The following is a 14798-nucleotide window of genomic DNA, read 5'->3' on the forward strand; positions in this document are numbered from 1 at the left end:
ATGATATGCTATAGTTTTGGAGAAGTGAAAGGTTGATTGTGATGAATATATGGTTAAATATGTTAATAACGACAGGGCTCGGGGCAATTATTGGAGGATACACAAATCATTTAGCGATAAAAATGTTATTTCGTCCTCATCGTCCGATTTATATTGGGAAGTTTCAGGTTCCATTTACGCCAGGGTTAATTCCGAAGCGCCGCGATGAGCTTGCTGTTCAATTAGGTAAAATGGTTGTAGACCATTTGTTAACACCAGAAGGAATCGGAAAGAAACTAACAAATAAAGAGTTTCAAACCAGTTTAATTCGCTGGACACAAGTGGAAGTCGATAAAGTAATTACAAATGAACAGTCGTTACGGGATATGTTAGAAAAATGGAATTTAGAACATGTAGAAGAAGAGGCGATCGGGAAAATCGAACATGTTATTACAGAAAAAATTCATGCATTTTTAGCAGAGTACTATACATATACATGGGAACAGGCGTTACCTCATTCTGTTCATGAAAAAGTAGAGAATGCGATTCCGAATGTAGCATCTTTTATTTTAAAAAGAGGAATTAGCTTTTTGGAAAGTGAAGAAGGAAAGGAACGCCTTTCAAAAATGATTGATGACTTTTTCGCTTCTCGCGGGACGCTGCTTAACTTAGTTGGTATGTTTTTAGGGAATGTAAGTTTAGTTGATCGCGTGCAGCCGGAAGTCATTAAGTTTTTAGGACAAGATGGAACAGAGCGTCTGTTAACTGATGTACTGCAAAAAGAGTGGGAAAAGTTAAAAGGAAGAGACGTAAAAGAATTAGAAATGTTCGTAGAGAAAGAAATGATTGTGAACTCCATATTGTCAGCAGTTAAAGTAGAGGAAACAGTGAGTAGATTTTTAAATCAGTCTGTTCAGCAAGTATGTGAGCCAGTTCGAGAAACAATCGTTGAAAAAGTGGTCCCTAGCGTAGTAGAGAAAGGCTTGAAGTGGGGGACAGAAAATGTGGGAAGTATATTGGGAAATCTACAGCTTGCGGAAATTGTCCAGCAGGAAGTATCTACATTTTCAACAGAGAGACTAGAAGATCTCGTATTGTCCATTACAAAAAATGAGTTAAAAATGATTACATATTTAGGGGCGTTATTAGGGGGGACAATTGGATTTATTCAAGGGTTGTTACTCTTGTTCCTTAAGTAATAAAGATGGGTGTATAGAAATAAAAGTGAAATTTCTTCCCATCTCTTGCATAGTTTGATATGGTAAGAAGAGGTGCGTATGTAAATGCACTTAAAAGGCAGTGTGAGCGAAAAGCGCTAGCCTTCTAAAGGAGGAAAAATAAAATGACAAAAAACATTCATGATGTTGCATATGAATTACAAAAAACAATCGCTGAAAACGAAGATTTCCAAACATTAAAAGCAAGCTACGCAGCAGTACAAGGAGATGCAGAGTCAAAGAACTTATTCGAAGAGTTCCGCGCGATGCAACTTGGCTTACAACAAAAAATGATGCAAGGCCAAGAAATCACTGAAGAAGATAACCAAAAAGCACAAGAAGTTGTAACTCGCATTCAACAAGATGCAAAAATCACAAAGTTAATGGAAACTGAGCAACGTTTAAACATCGTTATCACTGACGTTAACAAAATCATCATGAAGCCACTTGAAGAATTATATAGCGCGCAACAAGCGTAATGATGGAAGACGCTCCTAGTATGGGGGCGTTTTTTTTTGTGGGTAATTTGATAGTCCTGCCACAAAAAAATCCCCGCCGAAATAGCCATGTGTTAGTGACTATTTTGACGGGAATATATGATGTATCTTTCAATTTCTCTTTTATATACATAATTACTTGTTGAAATACTCAGTTCTAATATTTTTTTCTTTCAAAAACTTTTCAATCTCTTTTTGCTTTCTACCATTAACTTTCTCAAAGCGCTTTGTAAAAGAAAAATCGGTCTTGAATAAGTTACCATCTTGAGCGATTTTTTCTATTTCTTGATCTAGTTCTACTGAAAGTGCTGTAGACGATGAAATAAATTCATAGATTTCTTTCGAAGGCTTTTTGTAATCATCAGGTATAGTATTGTTACTAATAAAAGTATGGAAATTCGCATCATTTTGTTTTGCTAAATCTACTAGTTGCTTTAATTTCTCTCGGTCGGATTCCGTGACATTCTCGTCAGACATGGCTGATGAAAGGGGAACGATGTTTTCAAATAACTCGCCGCTATAATCTAAATAAGTCTTTATATTTTGTTTCATTTCGTTTTCATTAATATTTTCATTTTTCTTTGAGGAACTAAATATAGTTTCTGGAATTTTTATCGTTACATCTTTAATAGATTGCACATCGTTTTCTTCCTTATGTTGTGCACTATTTGAACAAGCTGATAGAAATAAAATTGTAAGTAACATGAGTAGATATAAAGTATATTTCTTCATTTTAATCTCCTTTTACATTCATTATTATCTTTGTAAAATAGCTATATTCCATTTCAAATACTTTACTAAAGTTACGTATACATGTTTTATCATTTGGTAAGATATTACGGATATGAGTAAACCGCTGCAAAAAGCGATGAACACATTGTAAACATCGGAATAACTGATTTGATGAAACCCGTAAAAAAATCCTAACCCTATTAATAAAATAGGTGAAATGATTAATAATGGAGTGGCAATGATAAGGGCTAGAAGAATCGGTAATAAAAAGAGTAGTACGAAAAAGGCGATAATGATAAAGGCAAAGTTTAAAACACTTAAGCTCATAACAGAAAATAGTGCGGTTATCATATTTTTGAAGCTTCGTTTATTGTTAGCGTTGTTTATTGCATAGGAAACATTAAGTTCTTTAGCAATAGTTTTAGGGTCTCCTAGTTTTCTAGAAATTTCTTCTTCAGATTTCCCATCCTGTTTAGCACTGATAAAATGAGTTTCATACTCTGAAATAATATCTTTCTTTTCTGCATTAGGCATATTCCGCAAGGAAGAACTAAGTTGGTCCAAAAATTCACTTTTGTTCATAACAATCACTTTCCTTTATAAAATGATGAATTACAGCTGAGAATCCTATCTTTTGAAAAGGGGATACGAATTACAAGGTGCGTTCCAATTATTGGGTATTCCAATATTTACAAATATATCATTTAGTAGTGTTCTTTGCAAGGTACTATAATCTTATTAATACTGTGATTAGATGGAATTTTTTCGTGCATTTTTAGAGGAGATATAAAAATATTATTTTAGGATAAACAAAGGGTTGTAAGCGTATTCCTTAGAGGTTGTCAAAAAACTGTCAAATTCATATTGTTGGAAAAATAATGCATTTGTAATATAATGATAAATAATACTTCACCACATTAATTAACTAGGTGAAATTAAAAATCTTTATTACACACATTATGAAATAAAGGAATGATTAGTTTGAGTACAGGTGTAAAAGCAAACGACGTGAAAACAAAAACAAGAGGAGCAGATCTTGTTGTTGATTGTTTAATTAAACAAGGTGTTACACATGTTTTCGGTATTCCAGGAGCGAAGATTGATTCTGTATTTGATGTACTGCAAGAAAGAGGACCAGAGTTAATTGTTTGTCGTCATGAACAAAACGCAGCATTTATGGCAGCTGCTATTGGTAGATTAACAGGGAAACCGGGCGTATGTCTTGTAACTTCAGGACCAGGGACATCAAATTTAGCGACAGGTCTTGTTACTGCGAATGCGGAGAGTGATCCCGTTGTTGCTTTAGCTGGTGCAGTTCCGCGTACAGATCGATTAAAACGTACGCATCAATCTATGGATAATGCTGCATTATTTGAACCAATCACTAAATATAGCGTAGAAGTCGAGCATCCTGATAATGTACCAGAAGCACTTACTAATGCATTTCGAAGTGCTACTTCTACAAATCCAGGAGCAACACTTGTAAGTCTTCCGCAAGACGTTATGACTGCAGAAACGACAGTAGAATCTATCGGTGCGCTTTCTAAGCCACAGCTTGGAATCGCTCCCATAAATCATATTGAATACGTAGTAAAAAAAATAAAATCAGCAAAATTACCAGTTATTTTACTCGGTATGAGAGCAAGTACCAATGAAGTAACGAAAGCAGTTCGTGAGTTAATTGCTGGTACAGAACTTCCTGTTGTTGAAACGTATCAAGCAGCTGGTGCAATTTCACGTGAGTTAGAAGATCATTTCTTCGGCCGCGTTGGATTATTCCGTAACCAACCAGGTGATATTTTACTAGAAGAAGCGGATTTTGTTTTATCTATCGGCTATGACCCAATTGAGTATGATCCGAAATTCTGGAATAAACTTGGCGATAGAACAATTATTCACCTTGATGATCACCAAGCAGATATCGACCATGATTACCAACCAGAGCGTGAATTAATTGGTGATATCGCTTTAACTGTAAATAGCATTGCGGAGAAATTACCGAAGCTTGTATTAAATACGAAATCAGAAGCAGTTTTAGAACGATTACGCTCGAAATTATCAGAGCAAGCAGAAGTTCCAAATCGTGCTTCAGAAGGTGTTACGCATCCACTTCAAGTCATTCGTACACTTCGTTCTTTAATTAGTGACGATACAACCGTTACATGTGACATCGGTTCCCATTCTATTTGGATGGCAAGATGTTTCCGTTCTTATGAACCACGTAGACTATTATTTAGTAACGGTATGCAAACGTTAGGTGTTGCACTTCCTTGGGCAATTGCCGCTACTTTAGTTGAGCCGGGTAAAAAAGTTGTTTCAGTGTCAGGTGATGGTGGTTTCTTATTCTCTTCGATGGAGTTAGAAACAGCGGTACGTTTAAATGCACCGGTTGTACATCTCGTTTGGAGAGACGGTACATATGATATGGTTGCGTTCCAACAAATGATGAAATACGGTAGAACATCAGCTACAGAGTTTGGCGATGTTGATCTTGTGAAATATGCAGAAAGTTTCGGGGCGTTAGGTCTTCGTGTCAATACACCAGACGAATTAGAAGGTGTATTGAGAGAAGCGTTAGAAGCAGACGGCCCTGTCATTATTGATATTCCAATTGACTACCGTGACAACATTAAATTAAGCGAAAAACTATTACCAAACCAATTAAACTAATGGGGGCATGAGTGAGATGACTGTTGCGCAATTAATTGATATTGATGCAAAAAGAACGAAAACGAATAATGAAGTATATCAAACATCTACAATGCTTGCGCTATTAGATGGTATATATGATGGTGTGATTAGCTTTGAGGAATTGAAAGAACGTGGTGATTTCGGCATCGGCACATTTGATCAATTAGATGGTGAAATGATCGCGTTTGATAACGAATTTTACCATTTACGTTCAGACGGCTCCGCAGAAAAAGTAGAGCCAGAGGAAACAACACCGTTTGCGACTGTAACGTTTTTTGAAAAAGAAATGAGTTATACGGTAGAGCATCCGATGAATCGTGAAGAAGTGGAAGCGTTATTACATGAATTAATGCCAAGTAAAAACTTATTTTATGCGATTCGAATGGATGGTACGTTCCGTGAAGTAAGAACGAGAACTGTTCCAAGACAAGAAAAACCGTATACGCCGCTCGTTGAAGTGACGAAATCACAACCGATCTTTTCATTTAAAGATACAGAAGGTACGCTAGCTGGATTTTGGACACCAGATTACGCACAAGGTATTGGTGTAGCTGGTTTCCACTTACATTACATTGATAATGAAATTCGCGGTGGCGGACATGTTTTCGACTATGTTGTAGAAAACTGTACGATCCAAATTTGTCAAAAAGCTCATATGCATTTAGCACTTCCTGAAACAGCTGATTTTATGGCGGCGGAATTATCAAGAGAAAACTTAGAGAATGATATTGCGGCCGCGGAAGGTGCGGAGTAAAAAGGAATCGAAATTATGTATTCTCTATATAAAGAACCGAAGTCTTGTTCAGGCTTCGGTTTTTTTCATTGATTTGCAATCTTCGAGTGAAATTCCCCTATCCAATTTCACTGCACCGCCTCATTATGTTTCTTTTGTAAAATGAAAACTCAATTTTGAAGCAAAAGAAATATAAATTTCTCTCCAAACATATACATCAAAAGGATAGGGGGGATATGATGGAAAACTCCATTACTATTAGTTTATGCATGATTGTAAAAGATGAAGAACAAACTATATCAAAATGCTTAGAATCGGTTAAAAGTGTTGTGGATGAAATTATTATTGTAGATACAGGTTCAACAGATGGTACAAAAGAAATTGTGAAGAAGTACGACGCGAAAGTTTATGATTTTCAATGGATTGAAGATTTTTCAGCGGCACGAAATTTTGCGTTTTCTAAAGCTACAAAAGAATATATTCTTTGGCTAGACGCAGATGACATAATAGATACGGAAGATATAAAGAAATTGTTGCAGTTAAAACATACGTTAGATCGTAGTACGGATGCAGTATCTATGAAATATTATTTAACTTTTGATATAGAAGGAAATCCAACACATTCTTTAAGGAGATATCGATTAGTCAACAGAAGTAAAAATTTTCAATGGTATGGATTTGTTCATGAATATTTAGAGGTGTATGGAAATCTTATAAATAGTGACGTAGGGGTAAGTCATAAAAAAGAAAAAGCATATACTAATCGTAATTTAAAAATATATGAAAAACATCTTGAGAGTGGAAAAGAGTTTAGCCCCCGCGATGTGTACTATTATGCAAATGAATGTAAGGATCACAGATTATTTGATAAGGCTGTTAAGGGGTATTCTAGGTTTTTAGATGAAGAAAAGGGTTGGGTTGAAGATAACATTCAAGCTTGTTTAAAAAGAGCCGAATGTTATTTAGAATTGGGGGACTTAAAAAAATCTATACAGTCTTGTTTGCAATCATTTACGTATGACACGCCTAGAGGAGAACTTTGTTGCCACTTAGGACGTGTATTTTTGCAACAAGGGGAATATTCTAAAGCGATATATTGGTACCATGCAGCAATTGACGGGCCAAGGCCAAAGGATTCGCCGTTTGTCCGAGAAGAGTGTCATACATGGTTGCCGCATATTCAACTATGTATTTGTTATGATCGAATAAAAGAATATGAAAAGGCAATTTATCATAACGAACAAGCTGCACAGTTCATACCTAATAATCCAAGCATTGAATATAATAGAAAATATTTTGATAGTTTATCGGAAAAATAATATTTAATAATACTAGATAATCATTTTGGCTGCTGAGAGGAGTTTGATTCATGCTCACAAGTATAATTATATTGACTCATAATCAATTACAATATACAAAAGAATGCATCCAAAGTATTAGAACTTATACAGTGGAACAAGAGTATGAGTTAATAGTTGTGGACAACGCGTCAACAGATGGTACTGTAGAATGGTTACAAAAACAATCGGATATTATGCTAGTGGAAAATGCGGAGAATATGGGTTTTCCAAAGGGATGCAATCAGGGAATTAAAGAGGCAAAAGGTGACAATATTTTATTATTGAATAATGATGTGGTCGTAACTGAAAATTGGCTAAGCAACTTAATTCGGTGTTTATATGAAAGTAAGGATGCTGGAGCGGTAGGGCCCGTAACTAATAATGCCGCTTACTATACTGCTATACAAACTTTTTATAAAGATATTGAAGGAATGCAGAAGTTTGCAACTTTATATAATCAAAGTGATAAAGATAAATGGGAAGAACGTATGAAATTAATCGGATTCTGTATGCTTATAAAAAAATCAGTGTTAGATGAAGTTGGATTATTAGATGAACGATTTACACCGGGGAATTATGAAGATGATGATTTGTCACTAAGAATGTTTGAAAAAGGATATAAATTGTATTTATGTAAAGATACATTTATTCATCACTACGGAAGTGTCTCATGGAGAGAAGATAGTGTTAAATTTTCTATTTGTTTACATGCGAATAATATAAAATTGTATGAAAAATGGGGATTTTATGGTGAAAGTTTATATATTCATTGTGACTTACTAGCGATTTTAGAGCGATTTGCGCCTGATAAAGTAAATATTCTTCATATAGGAGCTGGATGTGGTGCCACTTTATTAAAAATGAAAGGGTGTTATCAGGCAGTTTCTTTATTCGGAGCGGAAAGTAATGAAAAAGCGGCAGCTCTTGCAAATAGGGTAGCTCCTACAACTTCTGCTGCGTATGACAAGTTACATGAGGTATTTATAGATGAAAAATTTCAGTACATCCTACTATCACATCCCATTGAGCCAGCGAAATTACCGCATGTCATACAATCTATGGCACAACTTTTAACGCCAACAGGAACTTTCGTTATGTCGAAATTCAATTTGGAAAATTATTATGCATTAAAAAAATAATGCTTTTAAGATTTTCTCTTTGGAGATGAACTGTATTTGGCAATGCTTTAGGAACAACGGTTTCTTTTATAGAAACAAAACCGAAATCCGATCCCGGATTTCGGCTTTTCGACGTGTGATGAATTACGAAAAAAAAGCTACCCTATAAGTTGGTTTCACTTACTTATAGGATAGCTTCTTTATTTTGAAACAAACGGGTGCTTTTCATAATAAAACCGCCATGGATAGTGAACGGCTTCTTCTGCATAATCAATGTTAATACGAGGGCCAGCTATTATGTTATGTGTGGATGATAAATGGTCTTCTTCAGGAACTAATTCAATATGTAACGTATCACTTTGAAGTGATACGCCGCGCTCTTCTAAAGTGATTCCGAGCGCGCCGCATAGTTTTCCGGGGCCATTTGTTAAGTTTTTATACTGAGCTTTCGTAATGTCAGTTTTGTTGTAGCGCGCTAGTTTCATGTCTTCGATTCCATCTACAGGTTCAAGAGCACGAATGAGAACTCCTTGCGGGGTGCCGATTGGTGCTGTAATTACGTTAAAGCAATGATACATGCCGTAAATTAAATATACGTAAGCATGTCCTGGTGCGCCGAACATTACTTCTGTTCGATTAGTCCGTCTGCCTCCGTAACTATGAGCGGCCTTATCATCTGGACCTTTGTATGCTTCTACTTCTACAATAATTCCGCTCCGCTTTATGCCGTCTACAATATGAACGAGTTTATGTCCGAGTAACTTCTTTGCGACCACTAACGTATCGCCTTCATAAAAAGAAGGTGGTGCCTGCATTGTACTATCTCCTTTGCCAGTTGTATATGTATATAATAAACCAAATTTTCAGTAGTAATTCTAACTCGTTCTATTTACTACATTTATTTCATAAATTATGGATAGAGTACAACAGCGAAGAGGGGGAGTGCGACATGATTTATCGCTTACTAGCTCTTAATATAGATGGGACACTACTATACAACAACGGAAAAATCGCAAAAGGGTTACGGGAGACAATTGACTTTGTGAAAAGAAAAGATGTATACGTTACATTGTTTACGAATCGTAATTTTCAATCTGCTCATAAAATAGCGAAGGCGTTAAGATTAGATTCTATATTAGTTACACATGGTGGTGCTTTCGTTTCAGCAACGTTAGATAAGCCGTTCGCTCAAAGGAGATTATCTGAAGAGAAAACCTTTAATATCGTGCAAGTGTTAGAGCATTTTGATTGTAATGTTCGCATTTCTCATGAACGATATTCAATTGGGAATCGTGAGAGAAATACACCAAACTTAATTGCGCGTACTGTATTATCAAGCGCAGATCCATTATTTTATCCGGTTCAATTTGTAGATTCGCTAGGGGATGCACTGCGCGATCATCCAGTAGCTGCACCAAAAATTGATATTGTTTTCCATACGAAAGGTGAAAAAGAAAGAGGGATGAATACGTTAAGAAAGGCATTTCAAGATGTGGAGTACGTTGAGTGTGATGAGAGACGTATAGAAATTCTCCCTCAAAATGTATCAAAACTACGTGGTTTACAATTACTTGGGGAGCATTTAAATATTAACCTTAGTGAAATGGTTGCGATTGGAGATAGCGTAGAAGACTTAGAGGTAATTGAAAATGTTGGGCTTGGGGTAGCGATGGGGAACGCTCCTGTAGAATTAAAGAAAGCCGCAGACTGGATTACACGTTCTAATACTGAGAACGGCGTAGAGTATATGATTAAAGAGCATTTTCGTAAGCAATTCCCGCTTCCTTTTTTAAAGAATCATAAGCATACACCGAAACGATGAAAAAAGAAACGTAGCATTTTCGCTACGTTTTTTTGTCGACTTTATTTGAAAAGTTTAAATCAATATTCCAATAGGGAATGAAAGCTTTTCAGGGGATGAATTGTGTCTGGAATCTATACAATTCACTTGAATACTCTAGGAAACTGTTGTAGAGTGGATGATGTTGCCGAAATATTTACACCACATGAAATATTCTTCAGATTAATTTTATTGAGCTCCCGTACGTAAAAACATTTCCGCGTGATAGTTTAGTTCACGTATTATCTCAAAAATGAATTGTAGTAATTTTATTAATTAGTTGTAGAGTTTCTTTGTTTTATTTAAATGGATTATTTTAAATTAATGTGAGTAAGACTTGGTACATATGAAATGTACTTCTTTTGTGGGTTTAGGAAGTTTAAAAGGGGGAATGAATTTCTTGAGGAAATCATTTAATCAAAAAGTAAAAAAAATAAGTAGTAGTTTTATAGTTGTATTACTAATATGTATGAATTTTTTAATCCATTTACCATTTAAAGCAGAGGCAGCTACAACAGAATTAAAAGGTTTAGGTGATGTATCTTATTACAACGCCATCATTTTTGGAGATCATAGTGCAACGAGTGCGGATATTGAGGGTGCGATGGCTGTTCAAAAAAATATGAACGCATCAAGTTATACAGTCCTAGCGGCTGCAACTGGAGCAAACAACTTAGCTGGAGCAACATGGAAAGATGAAGGATATCCATCATTATTACTAGGTGGTCAATTTACGAAAGCGGGAGCAGGACAAGTAATCATCCAAGATGGAACAGTGGCGATGACAAAAGATGGTGACCCAGAAGGTGCAATGAAATCATCTTATGACCGTATCTCTTATAAAGAGCAAGCAGAGATTGATGCCAAGTTCAAAGAATTTAGAAAAGACGTTGATGGTGTAATTGGGGATGCGGGTCAATTGCAAACTGATAAGCCAAAACTTAATATGAGCTTTGGAATCGGTGAAGATGTAAACAACCCTAATATTTACGTTTCTTCAGGCTTAACAGGAAAGAAAATATTTGATGTAAGAGATGTTTATCTTCCGAATGTAAATAACAAAGACTTTATTGTTATTTATTCAGACGCAGAAGAAGTGAATTTTGGTAGCGGTGCAATTTTGTACGATACGAGAAATACTGGGATGGCAACAGACTTAATTAATACATCTCAAGCATATGACCCTAATTCAGCTTTTACTGAGTTAGCTAATAAAGTCATTTGGGTGTTCCCTAATGCTACAAAGATAACAACTAAAGGTTATGGTGTAGTAGGTAGTTTGTTTGCGCCTAATGCTGTTGTAGAGACAAAAGGTGGTTCTATTAACGGACAAGCCTATGTTGGAGGATTACACCAAAGAGATGGATTTGAGGTTCATAACTTTAAATTTAATTGGCCAAAGTGGAATAAGCCAGTAGTTGAAAAAGGAAACTTACAAATTAAAAAAGTTGATGCAAATGATGAAAATATTGTTTTAAAAGACGCAAAGTTTGATGTTATAGACAAAGATAATACTGTTGTGGCTACTGTTACAACGAATGAAAAGGGTATTGCTGAAGTCAAGGATTTACCACTTGGTGACTATTTTGTAAAAGAAATAAGTGCACCAGAAGGATATATAAAAGTTGATACACCAGTAAAAGTAACAATTGATAGTACAAACGTAATTGAAATTGTTATGAAGAATACGAAAAAAGTAGAGAATGGCCAATTTAAATTATTGAAAAAAGATAGTGAATCTGGTCAACTTCTACCAGGTGCAAAATTTGATGTTATAGATAAAGATGGAAATGTTGTTGAAACAATTATTACAGATGGTAAAGGTGCAGCTTTATCAAAACAACTTCCAGTTGGAACATATACATTAAAAGAAGTTGAAGCACCAAAAGGTTATGAACTATCATCTAGTTTAGTTCATGTTGATGTAGCTGCTAATAAAACAGTAACTGTAGATGTGTTGAATAAAAAGATCGTTGAAAAAGCTACAGGTCAATTTGAAATCGTGAAAGTAGATGCAAATGATAAAGAGAAACTATTATCCGATGCAGAATTTGAAGTGTACAAAGATGGTAAAAAAGTAGATACGTTACGAACAGATAAAACAGGTAAGGTAATATCTACGAAATTAGAACCAGGAAAGTACACATTAAAAGAAACAAAAGCACCACAAGGATATAAGTTGTTAAAAGAAGAAATTGAAGTCGTTGTGGAAGCGAACAAAGTAGTACAAGTACAAGTAGAAAACGCAAAAGAGCTAGGAAGCTTACAAGTAGTCAAAAAGGATACAGAGAGTGGAAAAGTTCTAGAAGGCGCGGAATTTAGACTGAAGAACGAAAGTGGTCAGGTAGTTGGAGAAGCGAAAACAACGAATAAAGATGGCGTAGTTCAATTCGAAAACTTAGTACCAGGAAAATACACGTTAGAAGAAACGAAAGCACCAGAAGGCTACAAAGCAGTAGAAGTAACAGTAGAAGTAAACGTTGTAGCAAATGAAATGGTAAAACAAGAAGTCACGAATGAAAAAGTAACAGGTCAATTCGAAATCGTGAAAGTAGATGCAAATGATAAAGAGAAACTATTATCCGATGCAGAATTTGAAGTGTACAAAGATGGTAAAAAAGTAGATACGTTACGAACAGATAAAACAGGTAAGGTAATATCTACGAAATTAGAACCAGGAAAGTACACATTAAAAGAAACAAAAGCACCACAAGGATATAAGTTGTTAAAAGAAGAAATTGAAGTCGTTGTGGAAGCGAACAAAGTAGTACAAGTACAAGTAGAAAACGCAAAAGAGCTAGGAAGCTTACAAGTAGTCAAAAAGGATACAGAGAGTGGAAAAGTTCTAGAAGGCGCGGAATTTAGACTGAAGAACGAAAGTGGTCAGGTAGTTGGAGAAGCGAAAACAACGAATAAAGATGGCGTAGTTCAATTCGAAAACTTAGTACCAGGAAAATACACGTTAGAAGAAACGAAAGCACCAGAAGGCTACAAAGCAGTAGAAGTAACAGTAGAAGTAAACGTTGTAGCGAATGAAGTAGTAAAACAAGAAGTTACGAACGAAAAAGTAACAGGTCAATTTGAAATTGTGAAAGTAGATACGAAAGATAAAACAAAGCTATTATCAGATGCAGAATTTACTGTGTATAAGGATGGTAAAAAGGTAGCAGAGTTGAAAACTGATGAGAGTGGAAAAGCGATGTCACCGAAATTACCATTAGGTGAATACACAGTGAAAGAAACGAAAGCACCAGCAGGTTACAAGATTTCAAATAAAGAATGGAAAGTAACAATTCAAAATGAGAAAGAAGTAGTAAAAGTAGAGGCAGAAAATGAAAAGCTCTTGGGCTCTCTACAAATTATTAAAACAGATGATAAAGATCAAGCGGAACGTTTAGCAGGCGCAGTATTTACATTGAAAGATGCTAAAGGAAATGTTGTAAAAGAAAAAATTACAACAGATAAGTCTGGAACGGTTAAAGTAGAAGGACTAGTACCGGGTGAGTATACGTTAGAAGAAACAAAAGCACCAGAAGGTTATGAGTTAACAAAACAAGTAATTCATGTAACAGTCGACGGTGAAAAAGTTATTGATGTAAAAGTAACGAATAGTAAGAGCCTTGGTCAATTCGAAATCGTAAAAGTAGATGCAAATGATAAAGCGAAAGTATTATCAGACGCAGAATTTGAAGTGTATAAAGATGGTAAAAAAGTAGAGACATTACGAACAGATAAAACAGGTAAAGTAATATCTACGAAATTAGAACCAGGAAAATACACGTTAAAAGAAACGAAAGCACCACAAGGATATAAGTTACTAAAAGAAGAAATTGAAGTCGTTGTGGAAGCGAACAAAGTAGTACAAGTACAAGTAGAAAACGCAAAAGAACTAGGAAGCTTACAAGTAATCAAGAAGGATGCAGAAAGTGGAAAAGTTCTAGCAGGTGCAGAATTTAAATTAAAGAACGAAGCTGGTCAAGTAGTTGGAGAAGCGAAAACAACAGATAAAGATGGTGTTGTGAAATTCGAAAACGTAGTACCAGGAAAATACACGTTAGAAGAAACGAAAGCGCCAGAAGGTTATAAAGCGCTAGAAGTAACAGTAGAAGTAAACGTTGTAGCGAATGAAGTAATAAAACAAGAAGTTACGAACGAAAAAATAGCAGGTCAATTCGAAATCGTGAAAGTAGATGCGAATGATAAAGCGAAAGTATTATCAGACGCAGAATTTGAAGTGTATAAAGATGGTAAAAAAGTAGAGACATTACGAACAGATAAAACAGGTAAAGTAATATCTACGAAATTAGAACCAGGAAAATACACGTTAAAAGAAACGAAAGCACCACAAGGATATAAATTACTAAAAGAAGAGATTGAAGTCGTTGTGGAAGCAAACAAAGTAGTACAAGTACAAGTGGAAAACGCAAAAGAACTAGGAAGCTTACAAGTAATCAAGAAGGATGCAGAAAGTGGAAAAGTTCTAGCAGGTGCGGAATTTAAGTTAAAGAACGAAGCTGGTCAAGTAGTTGGAGAAGCGAAAACAACAAATAAAGATGGTGTTGTGAAATTCGAAAACGTAGTACCAGGAAAATACACGTTAGAAGAAACGAAAGCGCCAGAAGGCTATAAAGCTATAAAGCGCTAGAAGTAA

Annotated in this window: 11 protein-coding genes; 8 read left to right on the forward strand and 3 right to left on the reverse strand. The window is 35.4% G+C overall.

The annotated features are described in order from the left end of the window. Positions 1 to 32 precede the first annotated feature (32 nt). Positions 33 to 1178 (forward strand): DUF445 domain-containing protein, encoded by a 1146-nt coding sequence (locus tag I6L50_RS10470; RefSeq protein WP_219301331.1) that lies wholly within the window; start codon positions 33 to 35, stop codon positions 1176 to 1178. A 143-nt stretch (positions 1179 to 1321) separates the two neighbouring features. Next, complete coding sequence (locus tag I6L50_RS10475; RefSeq protein ID WP_088035249.1) at positions 1322 to 1675, forward strand: YlbF/YmcA family competence regulator; 354 nt, start codon at positions 1322 to 1324, stop codon at positions 1673 to 1675. 153 nt (positions 1676 to 1828) lie between these two features. Here the strand turns inward: I6L50_RS10475 and I6L50_RS10480 are convergent, their stop codons facing one another. Then, positions 1829 to 2425 (reverse strand): NDxxF motif lipoprotein, encoded by a 597-nt coding sequence (locus tag I6L50_RS10480; RefSeq protein WP_219301333.1) that lies wholly within the window; start codon positions 2423 to 2425, stop codon positions 1829 to 1831. A 24-nt stretch (positions 2426 to 2449) separates the two neighbouring features. Continuing rightward, positions 2450 to 3007, reverse strand: a complete 558-nt coding sequence (locus tag I6L50_RS10485) for an HAAS signaling domain-containing protein (protein WP_219301334.1) — start codon at positions 3005 to 3007, stop codon at positions 2450 to 2452. 399 nt (positions 3008 to 3406) lie between these two features. On the opposite strand from I6L50_RS10485, the gene alsS reads away from it, so the two are divergent. From alsS to I6L50_RS10505, 4 genes are all read left to right on the forward strand, one after another. After that, positions 3407 to 5095 carry an acetolactate synthase AlsS gene (gene alsS, locus I6L50_RS10490; RefSeq protein WP_219301335.1) on the forward strand — a complete coding sequence of 563 codons (1689 nt, stop codon included), beginning with the start codon at positions 3407 to 3409 and terminating at the stop codon, positions 5093 to 5095. A 16-nt stretch (positions 5096 to 5111) separates the two neighbouring features. Next, positions 5112 to 5870, forward strand: a complete 759-nt coding sequence (alsD, locus tag I6L50_RS10495) for an acetolactate decarboxylase (protein WP_215599015.1) — start codon at positions 5112 to 5114, stop codon at positions 5868 to 5870. Between the two features lie 218 nt (positions 5871 to 6088). Further along, complete coding sequence (locus I6L50_RS10500; RefSeq protein WP_215576785.1) at positions 6089 to 7168, forward strand: tetratricopeptide repeat-containing glycosyltransferase family 2 protein; 1080 nt, start codon at positions 6089 to 6091, stop codon at positions 7166 to 7168. A 50-nt stretch (positions 7169 to 7218) separates the two neighbouring features. Next, positions 7219 to 8328, forward strand: a complete 1110-nt coding sequence (locus tag I6L50_RS10505) for a glycosyltransferase family 2 protein (RefSeq protein ID WP_113936699.1) — start codon at positions 7219 to 7221, stop codon at positions 8326 to 8328. Between the two features lie 179 nt (positions 8329 to 8507). Here I6L50_RS10505 and I6L50_RS10510 read toward each other — a convergent pair whose 3' ends face one another. Next, positions 8508 to 9122: a DNA-3-methyladenine glycosylase gene (locus tag I6L50_RS10510; protein ID WP_219301337.1), complete on the reverse strand. Its 615-nt coding sequence runs from the start codon at positions 9120 to 9122 to the stop codon at positions 8508 to 8510. Positions 9123 to 9256: 134 nt separating this feature from the next. Between I6L50_RS10510 and I6L50_RS10515 the strand changes: the two genes are divergently transcribed. Then, on the forward strand, positions 9257 to 10129 hold the full coding sequence (locus I6L50_RS10515) for a Cof-type HAD-IIB family hydrolase (RefSeq protein ID WP_219301338.1): 873 nt from the start codon (positions 9257 to 9259) through the stop codon (positions 10127 to 10129). A gap of 418 nt (positions 10130 to 10547) precedes the next feature. Next, entirely contained in the window at positions 10548 to 14792 is a 4245-nt protein-coding gene (locus I6L50_RS10520) for a SpaA isopeptide-forming pilin-related protein (RefSeq protein ID WP_257475377.1), read from the forward strand. Positions 14793 to 14798 lie beyond the last annotated feature (6 nt).

Source organism: Bacillus sp. FDAARGOS_1420 (genome assembly GCF_019344915.1).
Lineage (GTDB): Bacteria > Bacillota > Bacilli > Bacillales > Bacillaceae_G > Bacillus_A > Bacillus_A mycoides.